The 22157-nt window shown below is 70.0% G+C and carries 37 protein-coding genes; 6 read left to right on the top strand and 31 right to left on the bottom strand.

The window, feature by feature from the left end; translation table 11 throughout:
• From AB0I79_RS17575 to AB0I79_RS17555, 5 genes are all read left to right on the top strand, one after another.
• Window positions 1-555, top strand: coding sequence for a hypothetical protein (locus AB0I79_RS17575; RefSeq protein ID WP_357873604.1), 555 nt, complete (start codon window positions 1-3; stop codon window positions 553-555).
• A gap of 62 nt (window positions 556-617) precedes the next feature.
• Window positions 618-962 carry a hypothetical protein gene (locus tag AB0I79_RS17570; RefSeq protein ID WP_357873601.1) on the top strand — a complete coding sequence of 115 codons (345 nt, stop codon included), beginning with the start codon at window positions 618-620 and terminating at the stop codon, window positions 960-962.
• Window positions 963-1018: 56 nt separating this feature from the next.
• The gene (locus AB0I79_RS17565) at window positions 1019-1255 is read left to right on the top strand and encodes a hypothetical protein (RefSeq protein WP_357873599.1); all 237 of its coding nucleotides are present in this window, start codon (window positions 1019-1021) and stop codon (window positions 1253-1255) included.
• Between the two features lie 161 nt (window positions 1256-1416).
• A complete protein-coding gene (locus AB0I79_RS17560; RefSeq protein WP_357873596.1) occupies window positions 1417-1755 on the top strand; it encodes a DUF3846 domain-containing protein in 339 nt (112 codons plus the stop codon).
• A gap of 63 nt (window positions 1756-1818) precedes the next feature.
• Window positions 1819-2199, top strand: a complete 381-nt coding sequence (locus AB0I79_RS17555; protein ID WP_357873593.1) for a hypothetical protein — start codon at window positions 1819-1821, stop codon at window positions 2197-2199.
• A gap of 183 nt (window positions 2200-2382) precedes the next feature.
• Here the strand turns inward: AB0I79_RS17555 and AB0I79_RS17550 are convergent, their stop codons facing one another.
• The 29 genes from AB0I79_RS17550 to AB0I79_RS17410 form a co-directional block, all read right to left on the bottom strand.
• Window positions 2383-2649 (bottom strand): hypothetical protein, encoded by a 267-nt coding sequence (locus AB0I79_RS17550; protein ID WP_357873590.1) that lies wholly within the window; start codon window positions 2647-2649, stop codon window positions 2383-2385.
• The gene (locus AB0I79_RS17545) at window positions 2646-3197 is read right to left on the bottom strand and encodes a hypothetical protein (RefSeq protein WP_357873587.1); all 552 of its coding nucleotides are present in this window, start codon (window positions 3195-3197) and stop codon (window positions 2646-2648) included. Before AB0I79_RS17545 ends, AB0I79_RS17550 begins: the two co-directional genes overlap by 4 nt.
• Window positions 3194-3538 carry a hypothetical protein gene (locus AB0I79_RS17540; protein WP_357873584.1) on the bottom strand — a complete coding sequence of 115 codons (345 nt, stop codon included), beginning with the start codon at window positions 3536-3538 and terminating at the stop codon, window positions 3194-3196. Before AB0I79_RS17540 ends, AB0I79_RS17545 begins: the two co-directional genes overlap by 4 nt.
• On the bottom strand, window positions 3535-3690 hold the full coding sequence (locus AB0I79_RS17535; RefSeq protein ID WP_357873582.1) for a hypothetical protein: 156 nt from the start codon (window positions 3688-3690) through the stop codon (window positions 3535-3537). The genes AB0I79_RS17540 and AB0I79_RS17535 overlap by 4 nt, the downstream gene beginning before the upstream one ends.
• Before the next feature lie 11 nt (window positions 3691-3701).
• The gene (locus AB0I79_RS17530; RefSeq protein ID WP_357873579.1) at window positions 3702-4382 is read right to left on the bottom strand and encodes a helix-turn-helix domain-containing protein; all 681 of its coding nucleotides are present in this window, start codon (window positions 4380-4382) and stop codon (window positions 3702-3704) included.
• Entirely contained in the window at window positions 4367-4837 is a 471-nt protein-coding gene (locus tag AB0I79_RS17525; protein ID WP_357873576.1) for a 6-carboxytetrahydropterin synthase, read from the bottom strand. The genes AB0I79_RS17530 and AB0I79_RS17525 overlap by 16 nt, the downstream gene beginning before the upstream one ends.
• A 7-nt stretch (window positions 4838-4844) precedes the next feature.
• Window positions 4845-5105, bottom strand: a complete 261-nt coding sequence (locus AB0I79_RS17520; RefSeq protein ID WP_357873574.1) for a hypothetical protein — start codon at window positions 5103-5105, stop codon at window positions 4845-4847.
• The gene (locus AB0I79_RS17515; protein ID WP_357873571.1) at window positions 5102-5335 is read right to left on the bottom strand and encodes a hypothetical protein; all 234 of its coding nucleotides are present in this window, start codon (window positions 5333-5335) and stop codon (window positions 5102-5104) included. The genes AB0I79_RS17520 and AB0I79_RS17515 overlap by 4 nt, the downstream gene beginning before the upstream one ends.
• Before the next feature lie 90 nt (window positions 5336-5425).
• Window positions 5426-6391, bottom strand: a complete 966-nt coding sequence (locus tag AB0I79_RS17510; protein WP_357873569.1) for a hypothetical protein — start codon at window positions 6389-6391, stop codon at window positions 5426-5428.
• 182 nt (window positions 6392-6573) lie between these two features.
• Entirely contained in the window at window positions 6574-7467 is an 894-nt protein-coding gene (locus tag AB0I79_RS17505; protein ID WP_357873566.1) for a hypothetical protein, read from the bottom strand.
• 109 nt (window positions 7468-7576) lie between these two features.
• Window positions 7577-8617, bottom strand: coding sequence for a hypothetical protein (locus AB0I79_RS17500; RefSeq protein WP_357873563.1), 1041 nt, complete (start codon window positions 8615-8617; stop codon window positions 7577-7579).
• Between the two features lie 53 nt (window positions 8618-8670).
• Window positions 8671-9258 carry a hypothetical protein gene (locus AB0I79_RS17495; protein ID WP_357873560.1) on the bottom strand — a complete coding sequence of 196 codons (588 nt, stop codon included), beginning with the start codon at window positions 9256-9258 and terminating at the stop codon, window positions 8671-8673.
• An 18-nt stretch (window positions 9259-9276) separates the two neighbouring features.
• The gene (locus tag AB0I79_RS17490; RefSeq protein WP_357873557.1) at window positions 9277-9969 is read right to left on the bottom strand and encodes a histone-like nucleoid-structuring protein Lsr2; all 693 of its coding nucleotides are present in this window, start codon (window positions 9967-9969) and stop codon (window positions 9277-9279) included.
• Window positions 9966-10313, bottom strand: coding sequence for a hypothetical protein (locus AB0I79_RS17485; RefSeq protein ID WP_357873554.1), 348 nt, complete (start codon window positions 10311-10313; stop codon window positions 9966-9968). Before AB0I79_RS17485 ends, AB0I79_RS17490 begins: the two co-directional genes overlap by 4 nt.
• Entirely contained in the window at window positions 10313-10978 is a 666-nt protein-coding gene (locus AB0I79_RS17480) for a hypothetical protein (RefSeq protein WP_357873551.1), read from the bottom strand. Before AB0I79_RS17480 ends, AB0I79_RS17485 begins: the two co-directional genes overlap by 1 nt.
• Before the next feature lie 55 nt (window positions 10979-11033).
• Complete coding sequence (locus tag AB0I79_RS17475; RefSeq protein WP_357873548.1) at window positions 11034-11660, bottom strand: hypothetical protein; 627 nt, start codon at window positions 11658-11660, stop codon at window positions 11034-11036.
• Between the two features lie 58 nt (window positions 11661-11718).
• Window positions 11719-12774: a phosphoadenosine phosphosulfate reductase family protein gene (locus AB0I79_RS17470; protein ID WP_357873545.1), complete on the bottom strand. Its 1056-nt coding sequence runs from the start codon at window positions 12772-12774 to the stop codon at window positions 11719-11721.
• A 3-nt stretch (window positions 12775-12777) separates the two neighbouring features.
• The gene (locus tag AB0I79_RS17465) at window positions 12778-13155 is read right to left on the bottom strand and encodes a hypothetical protein (protein WP_357873542.1); all 378 of its coding nucleotides are present in this window, start codon (window positions 13153-13155) and stop codon (window positions 12778-12780) included.
• A 93-nt stretch (window positions 13156-13248) separates the two neighbouring features.
• Window positions 13249-13602 (bottom strand): hypothetical protein, encoded by a 354-nt coding sequence (locus AB0I79_RS17460; protein ID WP_357873539.1) that lies wholly within the window; start codon window positions 13600-13602, stop codon window positions 13249-13251.
• 134 nt (window positions 13603-13736) lie between these two features.
• The gene (locus AB0I79_RS17455) at window positions 13737-14213 is read right to left on the bottom strand and encodes a helix-turn-helix domain-containing protein (RefSeq protein WP_357873536.1); all 477 of its coding nucleotides are present in this window, start codon (window positions 14211-14213) and stop codon (window positions 13737-13739) included.
• Complete coding sequence (locus AB0I79_RS17450; protein WP_357873533.1) at window positions 14210-14371, bottom strand: hypothetical protein; 162 nt, start codon at window positions 14369-14371, stop codon at window positions 14210-14212. The genes AB0I79_RS17455 and AB0I79_RS17450 overlap by 4 nt, the downstream gene beginning before the upstream one ends.
• Window positions 14368-14949, bottom strand: a complete 582-nt coding sequence (locus tag AB0I79_RS17445; protein WP_357873531.1) for a hypothetical protein — start codon at window positions 14947-14949, stop codon at window positions 14368-14370. Before AB0I79_RS17445 ends, AB0I79_RS17450 begins: the two co-directional genes overlap by 4 nt.
• Window positions 14942-15523 carry an XF1762 family protein gene (locus AB0I79_RS17440; protein WP_357873528.1) on the bottom strand — a complete coding sequence of 194 codons (582 nt, stop codon included), beginning with the start codon at window positions 15521-15523 and terminating at the stop codon, window positions 14942-14944. Before AB0I79_RS17440 ends, AB0I79_RS17445 begins: the two co-directional genes overlap by 8 nt.
• On the bottom strand, window positions 15520-16434 hold the full coding sequence (locus AB0I79_RS17435) for an ATP-binding protein (protein WP_357873525.1): 915 nt from the start codon (window positions 16432-16434) through the stop codon (window positions 15520-15522). Before AB0I79_RS17435 ends, AB0I79_RS17440 begins: the two co-directional genes overlap by 4 nt.
• On the bottom strand, window positions 16431-17387 hold the full coding sequence (locus AB0I79_RS17430) for a hypothetical protein (RefSeq protein WP_357873522.1): 957 nt from the start codon (window positions 17385-17387) through the stop codon (window positions 16431-16433). Before AB0I79_RS17430 ends, AB0I79_RS17435 begins: the two co-directional genes overlap by 4 nt.
• A gap of 515 nt (window positions 17388-17902) precedes the next feature.
• Window positions 17903-18244 (bottom strand): hypothetical protein, encoded by a 342-nt coding sequence (locus tag AB0I79_RS17425; protein WP_357873519.1) that lies wholly within the window; start codon window positions 18242-18244, stop codon window positions 17903-17905.
• The gene (locus AB0I79_RS17420) at window positions 18241-18483 is read right to left on the bottom strand and encodes a WhiB family transcriptional regulator (RefSeq protein WP_357873516.1); all 243 of its coding nucleotides are present in this window, start codon (window positions 18481-18483) and stop codon (window positions 18241-18243) included. The genes AB0I79_RS17425 and AB0I79_RS17420 overlap by 4 nt, the downstream gene beginning before the upstream one ends.
• A complete protein-coding gene (locus AB0I79_RS17415) occupies window positions 18480-19073 on the bottom strand; it encodes a hypothetical protein (RefSeq protein ID WP_357873513.1) in 594 nt (197 codons plus the stop codon). Before AB0I79_RS17415 ends, AB0I79_RS17420 begins: the two co-directional genes overlap by 4 nt.
• Window positions 19070-20284 (bottom strand): AAA family ATPase, encoded by a 1215-nt coding sequence (locus AB0I79_RS17410; RefSeq protein WP_357873509.1) that lies wholly within the window; start codon window positions 20282-20284, stop codon window positions 19070-19072. Before AB0I79_RS17410 ends, AB0I79_RS17415 begins: the two co-directional genes overlap by 4 nt.
• Window positions 20285-20611: 327 nt before the next feature.
• Here AB0I79_RS17410 and AB0I79_RS17405 point away from each other — a divergent pair, with 327 nt between their 5' ends.
• Window positions 20612-21136: a hypothetical protein gene (locus tag AB0I79_RS17405; protein ID WP_357873506.1), complete on the top strand. Its 525-nt coding sequence runs from the start codon at window positions 20612-20614 to the stop codon at window positions 21134-21136.
• A gap of 167 nt (window positions 21137-21303) precedes the next feature.
• Here AB0I79_RS17405 and AB0I79_RS17400 read toward each other — a convergent pair whose 3' ends face one another.
• Together AB0I79_RS17400 and AB0I79_RS17395 are read right to left on the bottom strand one after the other, a co-directional pair.
• Window positions 21304-21654, bottom strand: a complete 351-nt coding sequence (locus AB0I79_RS17400; RefSeq protein ID WP_357873503.1) for a hypothetical protein — start codon at window positions 21652-21654, stop codon at window positions 21304-21306.
• Window positions 21655-21731: 77 nt separating this feature from the next.
• Window positions 21732-22058: a hypothetical protein gene (locus AB0I79_RS17395; RefSeq protein WP_357873501.1), complete on the bottom strand. Its 327-nt coding sequence runs from the start codon at window positions 22056-22058 to the stop codon at window positions 21732-21734.
• Window positions 22059-22157 lie beyond the last annotated feature (99 nt).

Here is a 22157-nt window from a genome sequence, read left to right as displayed (position 1 = left end):
ATGGCGAAGCCCCTGACCCGCGAGTCCTCGCACCAGACCCACCTCCTGTGGCTCCAGCGGCTGGCGATCACGACGCTCACCAGCTACTACGACATCACTCCCTCCCACATGCGGGAGGCGCACGACCGGATGACGGCTTCGCTGGCGCTGGCCAGGCAGATCGCCGACCGGTACAAGGGCGACCACACCGCGTGGAAGCAGATCCGCAACAACGTCGTGGACGCGCTCGCCCACATGGGCCGCATCGTCGCGGTGGAGCCGGACTTCACGCTGGTGGAGCCGTTCTTCGTGGAGGCTCGGGAACTCTGCCGGTCCTACCTCGTGGGCCTGACCCACGAGCAGCGCGTGCAGCTCGCCACGTGGGACAGGTTCGAGAACGCACACCTGGTGGAGGAGTCGCACGAGGAGGGGCGCGACCCGGCGCTCGTGATGTGGCTCCAGCCGGTGTACGCGCCGGAGACGCCCGCCAAGAAGCGCGTGCAGGACAAGGCGAACGAGCGGTACGCCGAGCGGTACGGCGAGTTGACCGTGATCAACCTGATCTTCGCCGCCTGATCGTCCCTCCTGGGCCCGCCCGAGCGGCGGGCGGGCCCTCTCCCCCGGAAGGAACACCGCCTGTGAGCGCCTCGATTCTGCTGCTGCCGAACCGGCAGATGCGCGTCGTCAACCTGCCCGCCACCGCCTGCACCCTGCCCCTGACGCTCGACCTGCTCAATGCCTTCTCCGCCGAACGCCACCAGCTCGCCCCGGGCGTCGGCATGTGGATCGACCCGAACAGGCAGGGCCTGGGCCACGACACCAACATGCCCGCGACCAAGCTGTCCGTCCGGCTCGGCGGCCTGTGGATCCCGTGGTACGGGCCGGTCCTGGTGTGCGGCATCGACGAGCAGGGCCGCAGCCGGGACCTGACCGCCGACCAACTCCGCGACCTCGCGCCCTTCCTGCTCCGGCTCTCCGCCTGATCCCCTACCTGGGCCTGCCCGCCGCGCGGGCGGGCCCGCCTCCTGAAAGGGACGCGATGACCCGCACCCCGATGCACACGCACGTGGACGCCGAGCAGCTCGGCGACGGCTACCTCATCCACGTGGGCGGCACCACGTACGTGATGGCCGCGCACGCCGAGGCCGGCGACGACGGCCGGATCGCCGTCACGGTGTACGAGGGCGACGTGCCGCACACCACACCGACCCTGTTCTACGACGTCGGCGAGCAGGTCCAGGTGTCGCTGCGCAGCCCCGCACTTGCCCGCCGCTGAACCACTCCCCTGGGCCCGCCCGAACAGGGCGGGCCTTTGCCGTGCTGGCAGATTCTCGGATCTACCTGGATAGACAACGTTAAAGAAGACTGCTAATGTTTTAGTAGTTCGACGGGGGCGAGCGGCGCTCCCGTAGGAAACACCGGAAGGAAACACCAGCAGTGAGCACCGCAATCGTCCTCACTCCGCAGGGCGAGATCCGCGAGGTCAACCTCCCCACCACCGGTAGCAGCCTGGACGTCATGTACCGGGAGATCGGCTGCCGGTCGGTGGACGTCGTTCGGCTCACCTCGCGCCTGGACATGTGGCTCGACGACGAAGGGATCTACACGCAGGAGATCAACCCGTTCGCGACCGCGCTGGCGCGGCATCACGGTTACACCTATCAGCCGTATTTCGGCACGGTGCTTCTGTGCAGCGTGACCGACGAGGGCGACAGCATCGACCTCACCGTTGACCAGGTCCGCGCCCTGCTGGCGCACCTGCTCGACGTCGTCTAGTCCCCTCCCGGGCCCGTCCGAGCGGCGGGCGGGCCCACCACCCGGAAGGAAACCTCCCAGCTCATGAAGTTCACGCGCGCCCACCTCATCCGTGCCCTGTTCGCCGCACAGCGGCGCGGCGACATCCCCCAGCCCGCCATGCTGCGCTTCCCGCCGCTCGCGCTCGGCGATCTCGACCCGCGCCACATCACCGAGGTAGACGAGCAGAGGCAGATCATCAAGGTGTTCGTGTGGACCAGCACGCCCTGCCCGGAACTGGCCCGCGCCTACTTCGACGTCATCGCCCGCCACCTGGAGGGCGCATGGGAACTGGACGTGCTGGTCGCGCACGGCGACCCCGCCGACCGGACAGCGCAGATCACGCAGCGGTGGTTCCCCGGGCCCGCCGAGCCGATCCCGGCGCTGCTGCCGACTCGGCCGTTGCAGCCCGCCATCCCTGCCTGACCTGGGGCAGGCGCGGCGGGATCGGATAGCCGGTCAATCGCCCCTTGTGGTGGGGCGCTGGAGTTTCCCTCGCCTAAGCGCCACCCCGACACCTCGAACGGCCCACCAGCGTCCACCGCTGGCGGGCCGTTCCGCGTTGCAGAGCAACGCACCTCGAGGGCGTGGGCCGCCACGCCTGCGAGGTCAGGAGCTGGCCCCCGCAGACAGCTCCCGGTGGATGCCGAGCGCCATGCGCGCGGCCTGGCTGTAGGCGTGGTGCTCGCCGCACGCGGAGCAGGAGGGGCGGCCGCCGGCCGCCGGGTGGTCGGGGCACGGCCGGCGGCCGCGCAGGATGCGTTCGGCGATCTCGCGGCGGAGCGCGTCTTCCAGCGCCTGATAGGCGACGGCGATGCCGGGCCGTTCGGGGACGGTGGCGGCGTGCTGGAAGGCGCGCGTGCTGGGGCGGGTCACGGGGTGACCTCTCCCCCGTCGTCGTCGCCGGCCTGCTGGGCTTCGCGGGCGGCCTGGGCGACGCGGTCGGCCAGGCCGGTGAGGTCCACGCCGTGCGACATGGCGACGGGCCCGCCGTCCTTGCCGGTGATCTCCAGGGCCTTGACGGGCTGGTAGCGGTCGCGGCGGGTGCGGGCGAGGTATTCGAGGGCGAGCTTGCCGTTGGGCGGCGTCCACTGCTCCTCTACGCTTCCGTCCGGCCGTTCGGATCGCTTGATCAAGACTCCGCCCTGGAAGTCCTTGAAGATGACGTCCACGGCGAGCCGTTCGGCCTGGGCGCGGGCCTGCTCGACGGCCTCGGCGAAGTCGCGGAGCTCGTCGGGGGCGTCGTCTTTCTCGGCGTCGGCGAGCCACCGGTAGACGGTGGACTCGCCCACGTTGGTCAGGGCGCACGCGGTGGCCAGGTAGAGCCCTTCGCGGATGTGGCCGCAGAGCTTCTGCTGGAGTTCGGGTGTGAGCTTGGTGCGGCGGCCGCCGGCGTGCTTGGTCTCGTCGTCGTCGGTGCTCATGGGCTGCTGCCTCGCTCGGGTGTCTGCTGGGCGACGGTGTAGGCCGGCTGGCCGTCGTCGCGCCACGGGTTGAGTTGGATGGACAGGATGAGCTCCTCTTCCGTCTGGCAACGGCACGGCATGGCGGAGGCGGGGGCGACGAGGGACATGTGGTGCCAGCAGGAGCGGGGCTCGTCGCGGTAGTCGATGCCGGCGCTGAGCGGCTGGGGGATGTCGAAGGTGATCGTGCTGCCGTCCGACAGGGCGACATGGGCGGTGATCCGGTCGATCCTGGGGACAGCGTCGCGGTCCCCGGCCGGCTTGAAGATGGCGGCCAGGGGGACGCGGCGGTCGTGGCTCATTCGCCGTTCACCAGGTAGGTCTCGAAGCGGCGGGCGACCTTCACGATGTCGTCGGCGTGGACGTCGGTGGGGCCGGACAGCGTGCACTCGGCGGCGAGCTTGAGGCACTCCAGGCGGGCCTCGTTGAGGCGCTTCGGGTCGAGGTAGTTCATCGCGTTCTCCTTCAGTGGCTGGGGCCCGCCGTGGCGCGCCATCTGGTTTGCTTGCCGTGGACTTGCCGCTCGACGAGGTGGAGTGTCTCCAGCGCCCGTAGGGCCTGGAGGGTCCGGTCGCGGTGGCCGGTGAGGTAGTCGAGCTGCACCCGGGCGATGCTGCGCGGGTGGATGCGTTGCAGGGCGGCGAGGATCTCCTGGTGGTCGTTGGCGCGGCTGGTGTTCTCGGCCGCGGCTTGGGGCGCGGCTGGCGGTTCGGTCGGGGCGGCGTCGGCGTAGTGGCGTTCGATCTCGATCACGCCGTCTGGGTGTTGCCGGATGATCTCGCGGAGCATGCCCGGTACCGGCGCGGGTGCGAGGTTGGCCAGGGCCGCGGGTGCGGCCAGCGCCGCGGTGGTGGCCGCGGCGCGCGGCTGTGGCGCGGGCAGGGCTGGCGGATCGAGGCGGGCGCGGTCCACGGCGGCGCTGAAGGCGGGACGGTTGCGGAGCCAGAGGCTGATGGTGGATGGCGAGAGGTTCACTTCGCGGGCTGCTTCTGCCGCCGAGTAGCCGTTCCCGAGCAGTGTGATCAGCCGGCCTTGCATATCGGGGGTGAGCTTGGTCGGGCGGCCGGGGCCGCGGCGTGGGTGGGTCACGTCGTACTCCTGGGTGGGGTGTGCTGCCGGGCTGTGCTGGGTCACGCGGTTGTCCATGTGGCGGAGTTGGGGTTGATCCATGTGGCGGTGTTGGCGGGCGTCTCGGCGACGTCCACGCGGGAGATCTGCGCGTGGCGTGGGCTGGCGAGGTTGAACAGCCACTGGCCGGCCTGGTGGCCGATCAGGTGGGCGACTGTCTCGACGGTGGGCCAGGAGCTGGCGTGGCCGGCGGCGGTGTCGAAGGTGAAGACGCGGCAGCCCTCGGCGCGCAGAGCAGGCGTGAGGGGGTCGGCGGCGCCGAGCAGCGCGGCGTGGTCAAGGTTGGTGTCGATCCAGTCGCGCATCAGGGTTTTGAAGCTGCCGAACTCGACGAGCACGCCGTCGTGCAGGTCGGCCGCGGCGATGTAGATGGTGGTCCGCCAGGTGTGGCCGTGCAGGTTGGTGCATTTGCCGGGCAGGTGCGGGAGCCGGTGGGCGGCGTCGAAGGTGTGGGTGAGCTGGGCGGCGTACACGGGTGTCCTATCGGCTGGTCTTGACGGTGGTGCGGGCGGGCGCCGGCCGGGGGCGGCGCTGGCGGTAGGCGCGGTTCGCGGCGCTGATCGCGGAGAAGGAGACGAAGGCGGCCGTGGTGGACCACAGCACGCCGGAGAGCACGCCCGTAGTGGCGATCGAGGCGATGAGTAGCGCGGCGATGGCGAGGTTCCGCACGAGGGTGCCGACGAACGCCCCGCAGCCGGCGATGAGGGCGAGGTCCTCGCCGTCGAGGTCGGGGGCGTTCACGCGGCCGCTCCGGCGGGGATGCGCGGGGTGAACCACGGGTTCGTCGTGATGCGCGGCATCACGACGGTGTCGATGCCGGCCTGGTCGGGCTGCGCGGCGGCGGGCGCGGCTGCGTTCCAGGGGGCGCGGTCGAACAGGCCGGGGTGCTCGGTGAGGAGCTGGTCGTAGATGGGGGTGCCGGCGTCGGCCAGCGTGGGCGGCGTGGCCGGGTGTGCGGTGTGGGTGATCATGCGCGGGAGCATCCCGGGCGGTTGGGGTTAACGTCTCGCTCCGTTTCTGGGGGCGCCCGGCAGCCGCAGCGGTGCCGGGCGCGGGTGGCGTTACTCGGCCGGGGGCTCCCAGATGGTGCCGGTCCAGGTGTAGCCGGAGCCGTTGAGCACGCGCGCGATGTGCCGTTTTGAGCAGCCCACCGCGGCGGCGATGCGCGGCGCGGTCATGCCCTGGTCGGCCAGGCTGGTGATGTGGCTCCAGTCGTTGATGCGTGGCTTGCCCGTGGGGCGCGGTGGGATGCCGGCGGCGCGGGCTATGGGGGCGACGCTGCCGGGGCTGATGCCGAACGCGGCGGCAATGTCTCGGAGGGATTGCCCTTCCGCGTAGGCTGCGGCGATTTCCGCCCGCTGGCTCTTGCTGGGCTGTCCTTGCAGGGGGATTCCAGCGCGGTGGAAACGCCTGTAGATCCACGAGTAGGTGAGATTGTGCTGCTGGGCGAGGTCGCGGACCGATGCGCCCGCCAGGTGCTGCTGGGCGAGCGCGTCGATGTCGATGCTCTGGAGGTGGGCTTTGCGGAGGATGATGCGTCGCGCGGGCGAGAGCGGCCGGTCGTAGGGAAGTTTCCCGTCTGGCGCCCGCTTCAGCTTGCGGCGCACCTGCTGAACGCTGCCGGGTGTGGAGTTGATGCGGGCTGCGATGTCCTTCGACGTCGCGCCCTGCTTGGCCAGGTCCTGGATCAGGTCGTAGTCCAAGCCGCGAAGCGATCCAAGCGGGCGGGGCGGCAGGCCGGCGGCGGCAGCGGCCCGTCGTACGGTGTTCTCGCCGACGTTGTACCGGTAGGCGATCCGGTCGATGGTCTGCTCTGCCTTGTAGGCGCGGACGATGGCTTGCCTGGTCTGGGGGCGGAGCCTGCCTCGGCGTTGCTGGCGCCGGGGAGGCGCGGCCGCTCCGGCGTCCACGAGCGCTTCGTAGACCTGTTGCTGGGAGATGCGATGGCGGGTGGCGAGTTCGCGGATGGTGGTTCCGGCCTGGTATTCCTCGGCCAGTCTGCTGCGGGTTGTGGTGTTCGTGTCCATGGTGGGGGCACTGTGCCGAACATTTACGCTTGCGTCGCGTCGGCCGGTCTCTGGGGCTGTGGTGGGCATGACGGGTGTTCTAGGGCGCGTGTGCGGTTTGTGTCCTGCTCCGTTGGCGGCGGCCCTTCAGCAGGCGAACGCCCCGCCGCCCTTCGTGGGCGACGGGGCGTTTCCGTGTCGGCTTACTTGGCGGGGATGTACTCCTCCGCGCCGTCGAGGACGTGGCCGCGACCGTGGCAGGCGCTGCACGCCTTGACGGACGCGGACTCGACGACACCGGTCCAGTGCTCCACTTGCTCGCCCCAGTTCTTGAGCGCGTCGGCCTGGCTGCTGCCTTGGACCTGGTCGGGGACGGGCAGGTGGAGGTGGCGGTCCACGGTGATTTCACGCAGCACGGGCTTGGGCCTCCTGCGCTTGTCGAGTGTGAACGGGGTGACCCACCTCTTCTCTGGCACTTCCAGGGGGACGGTCATGTAGACCTTGAGCATCTGGTCCTGGTTGTAGCAGCCGGTGACGTACGGCATGCGCTTGATGATGCTGGCGAGGTGGTCGCGCAGGCCGGACAGGTAGCCGGGGAAGAGGTGGCGGTATTCGCCTCGCTTGGTGAGGGTGGTGGGCAGGCCCGCGGTCCAGGTCGGGGTGGCTTTGGCGTCGGGCGGGAGCGGCGAGTCCTGGAGGACGATCCAGGGGCCGTCCACGGGGACGATGGTGGGCTCGGTCGGCTCCCTGACGGCGGAGTACAGGCTGTACCACATGTCATCGTCGCCAGAGCGCTCGTTGAACTCCTCGGGCGTGAGGGTCCGCAGGAAGCGCGCGTTTTCGTTACCGAGGTCCTTCAGGTCCCAACGGACGATGCGGTCGGCGTTGCGGATGTGGACGGCGATCTCGTGCGGGCCGGGGCTGGTGGTGCCCCACCAGCCGGGGACGTTGAGCTTGGTCATGGGTTCGCCGTTGGCGTAGGCGGTGGCGCTGGTCGCGGCGGGATTGTAGGTGCCCTTGACTGTGAGGATCAGGTAGTACATCCACATGCCGTCCTGGACGAGGACGTAGCGTTCGTTGATGTCGGGGGTGGTCACGTGGTGGTTCCTTCCGGATGCCGGGCGGGAGCGCCGCTCGCCCCCGCCCGCGATCCAAACATTAGCAGCGTTCTTTAGTGGCGTCTATCTGGGTGCGTTGAGTGGTGGGTCAGTCGGACCGGGGGTAGACGATCGCCAGGTCGCCGGGCATGACGACGTGGGAGCCGCACTGCCCGCAGTCGAAGTACTCGCTCTCAGGGTCAAACCACTGGCCGGGGTCGGCGACGAGGCTGCCGTCGCCGGCGACGTGGAACCCGATCTCGCGTCTGGTCATCTCGTGCTCAGCGATCTCATCGCGGGCGCCGCAGGCGGGGCAGATGAGATGCCCGTCCTGCACGGTGACGACGAGATCGCGGGTGCGGCCGTTGACCATTCGTGCGGCCTGGTAGGCGTGCCAGCCGGGGCAGTTCTCCGGCATGACGTTGAGGTCGCCGCACGCGGAGCAGTGCCAGATGCCGGAGTTGAGCGGGTGGTCGGGGTGCTCGTGGACGTCGTGGTCCTTGCGGAGCAGGAACCCCAGGAGGTGGGCGAGCGCTTCGTCCGTGCGGCTGGGCTCGCGGCCGGGCTGGCGGAGTCGGCCGATGGCGTTCTGGAGCTCGGCGCGGTGCTCGGCCATCTGCTCGACGATGGCCTTGTGGTGGAGGCTCTGTGCTTCCTGGAGGGGGTGGACGACGGCGTCGATCTCGTCGGCGGCCGCGCGCCACTCGGGCTGGAGGTCGTCGGGCAGGTCGTGGCGCAGGGCCAGGAACGTGCCGCGCTTGAGCGGGTCGAAGCCGAGCGGGCCGGCCGTGCGGGCGAGCTCGCCGGCATGGGCGCGGATGCTGCGGAGCCGCTCGCGCTCGGCCTCGTACTCCTTCACCATGTCCTGGTAGTCGTCGGGGTCGGCCTGCTTGAGCCAGGGCGGCGGCTGGGGCACGCCCGTGGGGCGGGTGGCTTCCTCTTCCGTGCGCTCGCTCTGGTGGCCCAGCACGTCCACGGGTGCTCCCCTGCTCCACTCGAAGCCGGTGCCGGTGCGGCACAGAATCCAGTGGAGGGCCTGGGTGCGGTTGGCGAAGGTGGCGGGGTGGCAGTAGATGAGCCTTGCCACGGTGCAGGTGACTGAGCCGCAGCTCTGGCCGGGCGGGCAGGAGTCGCAGGGGGTGCTGCTCATGGTGGGGATCTCCGTTCGTGGGAGGGCGGCGCGGGCCGCCCTCCGGGTGATGGCTATGGGTTGACGGTGAGGTCGTCGGGGAGGTAGACGGCTTTGCCGCATGTGCCGCAGGTGAGCTCGTCGAAGAGGTAGCGGCCGTCTTCGCGGTCGCTGCTGATCGTCTTGGCGACGATTCCGGCTGCGGCTACGCCGGTGGCCGGGGCCAGGGCGACGGTGACGCGGCGGCTGGCACTTTGTCGTCCAACGATGGTGTCTTGGGCGCCACAGGCGGGACAGATGAGGTGTTCGCCGTCGATGATGATCGCGGTGTCGTTGAGATCGGCGGGGAAGGTCGCGGTCAGGTGGGGGCGGAGCTGGTCGAGCTGCTCCTGGAACGCGTCGAGCTCCTGCACGGTGCGGAACTTGAGGGCGGTGCCGTAGGCGGCGATCGGTTCGTCGTAGTGGGGCGGCGTGGGGATGACGAGGGTGGCGGAGCGGTTGCGCTTCCGGCCGGGCTTGCGCTCGTAGTCCTCGCCGTATTCGTCGGTGGCGATGTAGGGGGTGGCCGGGTCGTTGCGGTTGGTGGTGCGGAAGGTGATGGTGACGGGGCCGCGCTTGCCGTCCCGGAGGACAGACGCGGAGAGGGTGCTGGTGCTGGTCATGAGGGTGCCTTTCGGGGGCTAGGTGTTGGGGTGGGCGGCGTCGTACTGGTCGCGGATGTGGCCGGGGATGCGGCCGAAGTCGCCGATGTCGAGGTCTTGGGCCTTGGCCCAGGCGCGGATGGTTCGGTCGCGCTCGCGGTCGCTGGTGGTGGTGCGCTTGGGAGTGGCGCCCAGGGCCTTGGCCTTCTCTTCTGCGGCGGCGAGTTCCCGCTTGAGCTTGGCGACGCGGTCGGCGGCGGCCTGCTTGGCGGCGGCGAGCTGCTCGGCGGCGATCCGGCGCTCCTCCGCCTCGGTGAAGAGGGTGTGGAGCTTGTCCATGGCTTTCCGGGCACGGTCGAGGGCGGCCTGTACGTGGCGGTCGCCGCAGGCGGCGGCGGAGGCGAGCAGTTCACTGGCGTTGTACGGCTCGCCCTGCTCGTCCTCGTCGAGCACGAGGCGCAGCTTGCCGGTCCAGGAGTCGGACAGGGCCTGGAGTTCGGGCGAGAGAACGGGCGTGAAGTCCTCTTGGCTGGAGTCGGTAGCGCGCTGGGTGGTGGAGTGGATCTCCCATCCCTGCTGGCGGGCGAGGGCGACCAGGTGGCCCAGGGCGACGCCGGTTGCTGCGGCGGCGTCCTTGGCCTGGTGACCTTGGGTGAGGAGGAGCAGGGCGCGGGCATAGACCGGGGTGATGGGCTGCTGAGGGGTGGGCCGTTCGGCCACGGCGGCGGTCATCGGTGGGTGTCCTTCGGGTCGGTGGTGAGCCAGCCTGCGCGTACGCGCAGGCTGGTGATGAGCGGGGTGGTGACGAGCCAGGCGTGCGGGTCGTCCCGCATCGCGGCGGTCTCGCTGCTGAAGGCGACGACGTCGTAGGCGACGGTGTGCACGTCGGGCAGCGGCGCCCGGTCGATGACGGCGGCGGCCTCTTCGGTGACGTCGTCGGCGTGGCTGTGGAGCCAGGCCAGGACCCGGCGGCAGTACGCCGGGTCCATGTCGTCGATCTGGTGCTCGCGTCCTTCTCCGTCGATCCAGATTTGGTCCTGGTCTGTGAGCGCGAGCCAGTTGGTGATGTCGCTCATCAGTCGAGGTGGTCGCGCCAAGTGTCGAGCGGCTGCTCGGGCAGGGCCGCGCCGGGATGGCCCGTGATCACTCTGGGCATGATGAGAGCGAGAAAGACATCGCCAGCGGTGGCGATGAAGGGGCGGTCGCTGCCGCGCAGGTGGATGTTCATGGGCTTGCGGGGCTTGGCGAGGGCTTTCGCCGGTCCGAGTCTCGCCAGGTGGGATGCGTCGATCATGAAGCGGTCGGTGAGGACGTCGTCGGGCGTCAGGTGGTCGGAGATGATGCTGCGCCAGGGCAATTCGCTGGGGCTGGCGGGGAACCGAAGCTTGGTGCGTCCGTAGGCGAGCGTGATCTGTTTCGGTTCGATGGCGAGAGAGACGCGCATCTTGTCCTTGATGTCGTCGAGACGACTCGCGATCGTGTAGGCGGGCACGGAGACGCGTACGGCGAAGTTGACGGACGCGACGGTGAGCGGCTGCCGGACGATGGCGATCGTTCTGCGGTCGGTGCCGATGAGCAGCAGTTCGTTGTTGACGGCCTCGATGTGCAGGTGCGTGATGGGGGCCGGGGCGTCGTCCTCCTCGCGTTCGGCGATGAACGGGAGGACGGAGCCGGCCAGGGCCTTGAATCGGGCTCCGCTGGTGTGGAGCAGGGCGGCCGGGCCGGTCACGGTGACGGTCACGGGGGTGTTCTCCGGTGGGATGGCGGGGCGGCGGTGGCGCCGCCCCGGCGGGTTGTCAGTCGGTGGCGTCGGCGAGGCTGGCGGTGGCGATCTCGTCGATGAGGTCGCGGGTGTTGCGATGGCCGTTCTGCTCGACCAGGTAGGGGATCTGGGAGCCGAGGCCGTTGTTGTTCATGTCGCTGGCGTGCGCGGAGGCGGTGTCGTGGACGGTGTCGAACAGGTCTTCCGCATCGACGCCACGGTGTTCGGCGTAGCCGACCAGCCCGTCGAATTCGAGGGCGACGAGCGCGAACGCCTCGCACATCTTGTTCCGCTCGGCGATGAGGCGGGCGAGGACAGCACGGATGGCGGACCAGCCGGTGGTGGGGGCGGTGGTGGCCTCCTTGAGGTCCGCCAGGTCAATAAGGTCGGACTGGAGGGTGACGCCGGGGGCGAGGGTCACGCTGAGGAGGAAGTCGTCGTTGCGGGAGTCGGCGACACACCAGAGGGACATGCCCGTGATGGCGTCGAGGCGGCGCTCGTCGCCCTCGGGCAGGTTGTGACGGAGCGCGTTGTGGGCGCAGATCAGGACGGAGTGGACGTCGTCAAACTCTCTGACGGTGAAGTTCGCGGCGAGGCGAGCGTTGGTGAGGACGAGGTCCCACTGGGCGTCCGTGAGGGCGATGGGGCGGGTGTCGATCATGGGGTGTTTCTCCGGCTGTGGGGCCGCCTCGCTGTGAAGCGGGGCGGCCGGGGGTCAGTTAGGCGGCAAGGTCCAGCGCGCGGCGCGCGGCGGCCAGGGTGCGGGTGGTCTCGGCGGTGGCCTTCGCGGCGATGCGCGCGGGCGACCACATCGGGACGGGCTTCTCCTTGATGAGGCTCTTTTCGTGGCGGCGCCGCTGGATGGTCTCGATGCGCACGTAGGCGAGCTGGTAGACCGTCTGGCGGGCCTGCTCGGCGGCGGCCGGGGCGGCGGTTTCGAGTTCGGCGGCGTCGAGCGCGGCGCGCATCTCGGCCAGGGACAGGTCTTGCTTGAAGCTGTGGCCGATCTGCTGCTCGGCGTGGATGAGTTCGTCGAGCAGTGTGGGCCTGCGCTGCGCTGCGATGGCCAGGTCCTCGACGGTGGCAAGCACGCAGAACGAGCAGGACAGGCGGGTCATCCCCCACGAGTAGGCGGCGTGCGGGCGAAGCCCGGCCTCCTTGATCTGGTCCCACACCTGCTTCCAGGTCCAGTCCCTGATCGGGTGCCAGCGGTGGATGGTGCGGTTGCCGCTGGAGTGCGAGGTGTCCACGGCCAGGATGTCCATGCCAGCGCGCCGGTCGGATTCCTCTCCCCTGATGCCGAGCGCGTACAGGACCTGGATCGGGCGGTCGGTGATGCCGAGCTGCTCGCGGATCTCGGTGACCAGCTCGGTGACGAGCTTCATTCCTTGCGAAGTCTTTTGATCACTTGTGCACCATCTAGCTGAGCTGGATGGCCAGTTGCGGCGTTCCTCGACGAGTTGGTGCCACAGTCCGCCCAGTTCGCGCCTGCGGATGACGAACTCGAATCCGTACTGCTCGGCGTGCTCGCGGGCAAGCTCGGCCACCTCGGGCCACTCGATTGGCTCGCCGGTGGGGGTTTTGCCGAGGTCGTTGTGCTGGACGACGACTCGGCCGGTGAAGCCTTGCTCCTTGATGAGCTTGGCGACGTAGGCGAGCAGCGCCATGGAGTCTTTGCCCGCGCTGCTGTTGATGACGATCAGGTCGTAGGCGAGCAGGTTGACGAAGACGGGCGCCGGAGGGGCGAACTCCGGCGCGTCGAGCGTGAGCTGCATGGGTCAGACGGCCGCCGGGGAGGCGGCGAACAGGCCCCCGAGGGCGGTGGTGACCTCGTTGAGGACGTGCTCGGTCAGCATGTCGTGGTGGTGGTGCATGGCGAGCGCCACCCAGGCGACGATCGGGGCGGTCGGAACGTCCGCGCCCTGGAATTCGGTCTTGTAGACGATGGGCCAGCCGTTGGTGTCGCTGGCGTGGTCGGCGAGGCGAGCGACGGTGATCTCGGCGGTCTGCTCATTGACGACGACTTCGACCTGCCGGTGGCGGTAGGTGCGCAGGTACCAGTGGCCGGTGTCGAGGTTGTCCTGGGTGACGAGGCCCTCGGGGAAGCCGAGGCGGGCGAGCTGGGGGGCGAGGAAGCCCGCCCAAGGGGTGGTCATGCCCATGGTGGTGGTGTCCTTCCGGTCTCAGCCGAGAGTGCCGCTCACCCCCCGCTGATAGACCCAAACATTAGCAGTGTTCTTTAATGTTGTCTACACGGGTCCAGTGTTATGGAGGGAGTCCTCAAGGGCGACCAGGGCGTCCGCCTCCTGGCCGTCGTGCTCGACCAGTACGGCCACGATCGCCAGGTCCTTCCGGGCGATGACGAGGTCCTGGCCGGTGCGGGCGCGGGAGGCGATCGGCGCCAGGACCTGACGCAGGCGCGCGAGGCGGCCGGCAAGACCCTGGTTCGCGCGCTCGGCGTTGATCGCGCTCGTCAGCGCTTCGGCCTGGGCGATGCGCAGCTCGCTGATCCGCCGGCGGGAGAGGATCCGGGAGCGGAGCAGCAGGATCAGCGCGATGTGGACGCCGATGAGGTAGAGCACCAGCGCGGTGTCCGGGCTCACGTCAGCGCCCTCAGGCGCTGGCCAGGCTGTGGTGCGAGCATCAAAAGTCCTCCCGGCGATGTCGGCTGGCCGGGAGGATGACGGAGGCAGGCGGCTTACGTCTCGCTTCGATTAGGAGACGGCGGCGGCGCTGGTCAGGCGGCGGCCAGCGCGTCGGCCGTACGACGGCGTCCCCGCCGCGCGGGCGGGTTCGCGGTCAGGCCGGCGTGCTTGAGGTAGCGGCGGATGGTGGATTCGCTGACGCGGTGCTGTGTGGCGATCTCCGCCACGGTGAGCCCGGCGTGGTGGTCGGTGATCACCTTGGCCGCGTTGACGTGCTTGGGGGCGTTCTGGGGCCGTCTGAGAGGGAAGTGGGCGGCTGCGGCGATCTGGGAGATTCGTGCGCTGGTGAGCCCGAACTCGGCGGCGATGTCCTTGACGGGCATGTCGCCCTTGTAGAGGTCGAGGATGCGGGCGTCGCGGTCGGCGGTGGCGGCCTGGATGGTCACGGTGTGCTCCTGGGCGGGGGTCTGCCAGTGGGTGCCGCACCGGCAGATGAGCCGGGGGTTGTCGGTGTCGTCCGGGTGGTGCCCGGCGCAGGCCGGGCACAGGGACGGGGGCGGGCTGGTCATGGCCGGTGCTCGCGGATGCGGACGACGGCGAGGCCGGCGATCCAGGCGAGCATCGCGGCGGGGACGATCCACGGGCCGGTGCTGGCCGTTGCGGCGGCGGCGATGGCGGCCGCGGTGACGGTCCAACCGGTCCAGAACGCGAGGTCGAACGGGGTCATGAGGTTCTCCGGTCGGGGGTCTCCGCGGCGGTGGGCGCCACGTGGTGGAAGTCGAGGAAGTGCTGTCGCCACCCGGCATCGGCTGCTTCGTTGGTGGGGGCGGGCTGGTGGCGGCGGCGCAGCGGGCACTTGGGGATGAGGCAGCGGAAGCCCGGCGTGCCGCCGGGGCGGCGGAGCGGGACGACGTTCCCGCCGGCGGGCGGCTGCGGGGGCTCGGGAGTGGTCTTGGGCTGGGCGGGGCGCACTACCTCGCACCCTTTCCTCGGGCCGCTGCTGCGGCAGATGAACACGGGGCCCTTGAGCTCGGGCATGGGGGTGTAGAAGAACCGGATCGGGTAGTCGGTGAGCTTGGCGAGCAGCTTGATTTGCTCCAGGGTGGGGACGCGCTTGCCTTCCTCCCACTCGTCCACCATGGGTTCCTCGCCGCCGAGCGCCTGGTCCACTTCGGGGCCGTACAGCTCGTGAAGGTCGAGCGCCTGGGTGATGCGTTCGGGGACGGGCTTGAGCCGGCCGGAGGCGATGTCACGTTCGAGCTGCTGGCGGGCGGCCGCCTGCTGATATCGGGCGCGGTCACTCATCGTCGGGCTCCCACAGGGTGCGGGCGATGCCTTCGCTGCCGTGTGTGTGACGGGGTCGTGAGGGGCGGTCCCATCCGGCGTGCGGCGGCCGCTGGGCGATGATCCGCCATCCGGCGCCGCGCAGGCTGGAGCCGGTCTCGCCGAGCCGCACCGCCTCGCACGACCCGTGGGTGCATGCAGCGGGGCTGTCGCACATGGGGCCGTGGATGGTGGCGTGGTTGTAGGTGATCAGCCGGTCGAAGCCCAGGTTGTAGGTGACCTTCCTGGAGCGGCCGAGCAGCATGCTGGCGACGTTCGGGGTGCCGTCCGTGGCCGCGCGGGTGATCTCCAGGGTGCGGCCGTCGTCGTAGTGGCGGGCCACTGGCCGGCCGACGATGGCGACGCCGTGCAGGGTCCGGGTGGCGACGTCGGCGACGCCGATGGAGAAGACGTGACCGCGGGGCGGCCGCAGGTGGCGGTGCCAGGTCGCGATGAAGGCGCACGCCTGCCGGAAGTTGACGGGCACGAACCGCAGAGCTGGCGCGGTGGGGCGGGCCCCCGCCGGGTGGGCGGGGGCGATCGGGGCGAGGGTCACCAGGGCACCGGCTTCCGGTAGGACTCGCCGTGGAAGCGGACGACAGTGGCCTCGTGCATGATGCGGTGGACGATGCGGGCGCCGTACCGGTCGATCATGTTCGGGGTGACCGGCTGCTGCTCCTTCGGCGTGTCAGCGAACCCGCGCCGGTCGTACGGCAGGTTCGTGCTGATGCCGGTGCGGCGGCGGTTGCGGACGCGCGCGTCGATGAGCCGGTAGAGCTGCTCCAGCGTCCACTCGCTGAGCTTCTCCGCGCCCAGGTCGTCGAGGAACAGGTGATCGCACCGCTCGGCGAACTCGAACGCGCGGATGTCGCCGCCGGGACGGAGCCGGTCGTTGAGGTCGGCCACGTTCCACGCCACCACCCACATATCGCGGCGGACGGCCTCGTTGCAGACGGCGAACCCGGCGTGGGTCTTGCCGAGGCTGTTGTCGCCGACGAGCACGAGGGTGCGGGAGTCGGTGTCGAGCCAGCGGGAGACGCGGCCGTCCGGGTCCTGCTCAGGGCGGAGCCCGGACAGGGTCGCGTCGGCGTAGTCGGCGTAGGTGCCTTCCAGGTTGCGCCGCCACGCCGTGTGGCGGAACTCGCGCTGCTGGGCGAGCACGGACTCGGCGGTCTCCCTGCGGGCGCGCTGGCAGGCCGGGCACGGCGGGTGCTGGCCGGGCCTGCCGGTCTTGGGGCAGGTGCAGGCGTCGCCGGGTGAGGTGGGCATCGGGACGACGTTGCTTCCGCGCTCCAGGGCGGCGCGGGCCTTGGCACGGGCGTCCGGCGACAGGGCGGCCAGCCATGCGGGCTCGCCGAGGTCGGCGCGGGGGACGTCGTCCGGGTCGGTGCGGCGGCTGCTGGCCTGGGCGAGCAGGTGCGGGTCGCGGTCGTCTGGGTCGCCTGCTGCGATGGCGGTGATGGTCATCCCCATGCCTGCCTGTTCTGCTCGTTCGCTGCGTCGTCGGGGTCGTAGGGGGCGAGGTGGTTGCCCGGGGTGTGGCTGCGGTTGAGGGTCCGGACGGGGGCGATGCCGCGCACTTCCATCAGGGCGTCCTCGAACACGCTGAGCTGGGGGAAGCGCTTGCGCTTGCTCCGGAGCGCGTCGGCGATCTCTCGCTGCGTGTAGTTGTCAGCGAGGGCGGTTTCGAGCATCTTCACCAGGCCGGGGAAGCCGGTGCCGTTGGCCGACCGGCCGATCTTCGGCACGCCTGCCTCGTCGCACTGGTCCCACCACCACTGGGCAACCTTGGTCGCCTGCTCGAACCGGAGCTGCTCCTCGGGGGAGCGCTCCTTCTTGGGCTTCGACGACCGGGAGGTCTTCTTCGACGAGGCGGCGGGGGGCCTGTCGCCGCCGAGGAGATCCTGCTGCTGCGCCTCGCCCGCAGGAGATGCCGACGAAGGAGGCATCTCCTGATTTCTTTCATTGGTCTTCTTGTGGTTGGTCTTCTTATGCGTGCGATCTTCCGCGCGCGGCTCACCCGCGCGCGGCTCACCCGACGTCGGAAAATCTGACGACGGTTCCGAGCTGGGGGAACTTTCGGCGTCGCCCGTCGTGCGATTTTCTGACGACGGCTCCGCGCTGGGCTTCTCCTCCTGGTACTCCTCGGGGCAGTCAGTGATCCAGTACTCGGTCTCGCCAAGCCGGCCCTTCGCGTCGCGGCGCTGGATGCGCACGAGGTAGCCGTACTTCTCCAGCTCCTCGATAGCGCTCCGGATCGCGTGAACGCCCTCCGGACCCAGCTCGACGAGCGCGGCGATGCTCGTCATCCACCCCTCTTGGTGGGAGGCGAGCTCGACGAACAGGCCACGCGCGCGGCGGGAGATCCTGCGGTCGCGGGCCAGGTCGTTGGAGACCTGGGTGAAGTTGTCGGCGCGCATGCGGCCGCGCCGGATGACGGACTGGACCGGCCCTGCGGACTTCTGGTTGGTGCTCATCGTGCGTGGGCCTCCCGGCCGGAAGAACGAGGAGGCTGTGCCGGAGGCGGGAACGCTCCCGGCTTACGTGCAGCGTTAAGTACGCTCATGCACGTCTCCCTCGTGTTGCTGTGGAAAGAGGCGAAGGGGGCATCCAGGGCCTCAGAGCGTTGGCGCGCTCTGCCTGGCTGCGACGGCGGTCCCTCTCGGGGCCGCCGTTGTGGCTAGAAGGCGGTCGGCGGGGTAGCCGACGCCGTAGAAGGTGAAGGGGTGGGGCAGCGCGCAAGGGTCACGTGGGTCCTCCCGGTGGGGTGGGGGCGCTCCCTGACGGCGCGGTCCTCGCGGGCACGCCCGCTTGCGGACAGCGTTGATCGGGCGGTGGCCTCGTTGAGGACCACGCCGTCAGGGAGCGCACGCACCCCACCAAGGGCGCGCTGTTTACGTCTGCCTACGACCCAACGTCCAGCGTGTGATCTACGTCACGCCACGGTGGGGAGGGGGCACACGTGCCAGTGCTCCCCGCACGGCGCGACCACGTGCTGCTCCACCCCCGCCCGGTCGGCGTACGCCTGCGCGCCACCAAGCTCGTAAAAGACAGGGGAGGTGTCCGTCTGGCAGCGCAGCCACGGCCGGCGTACGCCGTACTCGTCGATCGCTCCGCCGATATGGAAGCCCTGGCAGGAGTCGCACACGTACGTGTGCTTCTTCTCCCCCCGGTGGGCCCGCCGCGCGATCCGGCGGGCGGCGCGGCGGGTGCCGTACCGGATCTTGCCGGTCTTCAAGCAGCGGATGAACGCGCCATCGTCACAGGACCGGCTCATGACGCCCTCCCGCCCAGCCGCAGCCTGCGCCGCTCGGCCTCGCTGTGCCCGCCCCACACGCCGTCCACGACCTGGAGGCTGACGGAGGCGCCGAGGCACTCCTCGCGCACCGTGCAGCCCGAGCACACGCGCTTCGCCTGCGCTTCCGCAGCCGTTCCGGCGTCGGTGTCCGGCGAGGCGATGGGGAAGAAGATCTCCGGATCGACGTCACGGCACGCCGCGCGATACATCCAGCTCATTGCGGGGTCCTCTCCGTGTCGGTCGAGACGGGCAGGCCGGGCAGGGTGGCCAGGCCGGTCAGCAGCGCGTGCGCCAGCGCGCGGATCCGCTCGGGGGCGAGCACTTGCGCGACGAGCTGCTTGTCCAGATGCTTGAACGGTGTCGGCGCGCCCTTCTTGAGGGTCAGGCCGGGGACGATCTCGCCGTGCCGGTCCACGGGCGCGCCCATCTTCACGGCGTGCTTCTTGATCTCCGCCACGACGGCCGGGGCCAGGACCTGCATGGTCAGCACGTTGTGCCGGTAGTGGTCCGAGGCGAGCGCCCACGCCACGAGGCGCGGATCGGCGGGGTCCAGCTCAGGCGTGACCTTCCCGTCGTTCATCTGGGTGAAGCCGAGCCGTGTGCCTCCGATGTAGCCGCTCTGCCGGTCTTCCACCGGCATCACGGGGCGTCCGTCCGGCGTGGTCGCGGTCAGGCCGTCATCGCCGAGTGCGATCAGCGCCTTGGCGATCGACTCCAGCAGCCGTCCCGCCAGGTACAGGCTGGACGCGGCCTCGCGGTCCGCCACGGCGGGCTGCGCGCCCGCCGTGGCCTGCTCGACGCTGCTCATTGCGTGCCCGCCGTCGCGTTCGGCGGCTGACCGTACGGCAGGCCCAGGCGGGCCCGGCACTGCTCCAGCATCCGGTACAGGTGCGCGTAGTCGTTCTGGCTGGCCTCGCCGGCTGTCCGCGCCTGGCGGAGGTTGTTCTCGATCGTGTCGAGGTCCTCCTTGGCGTCCTCGCCGCCGCTGGCGACCGCAATGGCGTGCGCCCACGAGGCCACGAACTGCTTGTCGTCGGGCACGTGCTCGGGTGCGGGCGGCGCGTCCTGCGCCTCCCCGGCAGGCTGCCCGGTTGCGGGCCGCTCGGCGGCGGCCGGGCGGGTGGGCCTGCGGTTCTCCTTCTTGGCCTGCTCGCCCTTCCGGGCGATCAGGCCGCCGAGCGCCTCGACCTCTTCGTGCTCGTTCAGCACGGCCGCGCGCAGCAGGTTGGCCTTGCCCGCCAGGCGGTGCAGTTCGCGCAGGTCGTCATCCGTCATGGCCGGGTCGAACGCCTGGTCGCGGATGTCGAGCGCGTCCGGCATCGGCTGGCCCTGGCCCAGCCACTCGGCGATCGTCTTGCCGAGGTCCTCGCCCGGCTCCTCAACGATCACGCCCGGCGGCACGTCCAGGACCCGCGACTTCGTCACGGTGCCCGCGTGCGCCATGTCGAGCGACAGCGTGAAGTGGAAGTCAGCGTCGAAGTTGTCGCGCTGCTCCGGCTTCGTCCCGTACTTGACCACGCCGAACCGGCCCTCGCCGAGCTCCTGGAGCTGGTAGTCGGCCCGCGTGCGCAGCGTCGCGATCAGGTGGCCGGGGAAGCTCAGCAGCGCGTCGAACAGGTCCTGCTCCTGGCCCCGGGTCTCCCCCCAAGCCTTGTTGTTGTTGCCGTTGTACTTGTTCAGGGCGAGGTGGTCCACCTGGGACATCAGCCCGCCCCGGCCCGACCAGAACATGGTGGCCGTGTCCACGATCAGCGTGTCGATCCGCTGCTCGGCGGCGACGGCGAGCGCCTCGATCAACAGACTGGGCTTGCCGGAGTTCATGGGCAGGTGGACGAAGTCGAAGTGCTCGGCGTACAGGGCGGCGGAGCCCCGGTTGGTGTCCACGACACCAACCGTTCCGCCCATGCCCTGCGCCATCCGCAGCGAGGTCCACGTCAGGCCAGAGCCGGACGGGCCCTGGACGGCGACGCGCGACTTGAGCGCCACGCGGACGGGAGCCTCGAAAGCGAGGTTGCTCACGTGTTTCCTTCCGGTTGTGCGGTCGGAACTGGGGCCGCTCCCCTGCTCCGACCACGGCTGACGGGCCGACCAGACCGGAAGGTTCAGCGGGTGAGGCGCATGAAACCGCCCCACCCGGGTTACCGTCCCGATCCGGCGACACATCAAAGAACTATACTGGATCTTTAGTCAGCCTAGCCCGATCACCGGCACACCACAAGACGCACGTTTGATCACAGACCCCTGGGAAAGTCCCCCAGCACTCCCCTAAAGTTGGGCCGAAGGCTCTAACCTTGAGCCGTCACTCAGGAGCCCCCGCAGCTTCCCCACCCTCGGAGGTCCCGCCCGGTGCCGAACGACCATCACCGCGATGTCGCATTACGCGTCGCCCCCGACCTGAACGGCCGCCAGACCGCCCGCGTCGGCTACAGCAACGTCGCCAAGGAGATCGCCGACCACGCAGCCCGCAAGGTCACAACCCGCGACGACGCCCACGCCGCCCCCGGCGAGTTCATCGAGCACGCCCTGCAACTCAAGGTCATGGCCGCCGAGCTGCTCTACCGCGCCGTCACCGTCGAACGCATGAACGGCACTTCGTGGGAAGACATCGCGGCCAAGATGAAAATGACCGTCCCCCAGATCCTTGATCTGTACCGGCACAGCGACCTCACCCACCTGGCCGAAACCAGCGGCGAAACCGGAGTGTGGCGCGTCCTGGCCGAGACGTGCGTCTCCCCGATCCGCGGCACCTGCGACCCCCACCCGGGCAAAGTCGCTCTCGAACTGGACGACTGGTACGCGTCCTACGCCTCGGGCCAGCCCGGCGACCCCGCCGGCACAGCCGCCCCCAACTCAGTCACAGCCCACCTGTAAGTCGGAGTCGCCGGCGGGGCGGCCCGGAAATGAGCACGCCGCCCCCCAGAGCAGGCTTAATGGCAAGCGCGAGGAGCGGCCTCTACGCGAATGCCACCTGAACCAGGGGACGGCGCACTACCGGAAGGAAACCCCTCCAAAGAGGTGGGTTCCTCTGGCCGCAGAGTCTAGGCCCTGCGGTCCTCCCGCAGGAACTCGTAACCCGTGTACGGCTCCCGCTCCGCCGGCACCTCACCCGCGCCGCCCGACGCCGAACCCGCCGAGCTCGAGGCCGCGGCGCTGTAGGCCGGGCCAGCCACGAAGCCGACGCTCAGCAGGAACTTGCCGAGCCACGCCAGGCTGGGCACCTTCTCCAGCAGCCGCGCCAGCGTGTAGTAGCCGGAGATCGCCAGGCCGGTCACGACGGTGGTCGTGGCGTCCACGTCCAGGTCGAGGCCCTTCGCGCCGAGAATCGCGGCCACCGAGGCGACCCACACCGGCACGTACGTACGCAGATGAGACTTGAAGAAATCGGACATCGCTCTGCCCTCCATCGGGGGTCCTTCGATCGACCCCGGGAGGATGCCGCCCCGGCCGAGCTAGCGTCCGCCCCCGGTTACTTGCCGAACAGGTCGAGCACCTGGCTGAGGAACAGACCCGTAGCCGCGATCCCCGTAGCGATCCACATGTTCGTTCGCCGCGACTTCTCCGCGGACTCCTTCCGGCCGGCCAGGTCCTGCTCCACCAGCCGCAGCCGCGCCTCCTGGTCGGCCTGGCTGCCCTCCAAGTGGCCCACCCGCTGGCCGAGCAGCGCCTGCGCGGCGATCTGCGCCCGCCACTCCGTCGCAAGCTCGCGAATCTCCAGGCTCAACGCGTCAATCCGCCCCTCAACCCGCTGGATCAGCCGCGACAGCTCCCCCGTGGTCGGCTCCTGCTCCGCCATGACTGCCCCCGCACCCACTCGACCTCTGCCTGTCGAGCGGGCATGCTGCCTTGTCCGGCGGCCTACCGTCCCCTCTCGGAGAACCTGTTGCCAGATCAC

This window comes from Nonomuraea sp. NPDC050202 (assembly GCF_040656115.1).
Classification (GTDB): Bacteria; Actinomycetota; Actinomycetes; order Streptosporangiales; family Streptosporangiaceae; genus Nonomuraea.
This window is presented reverse-complemented; position numbering and strand designations above follow the sequence as displayed.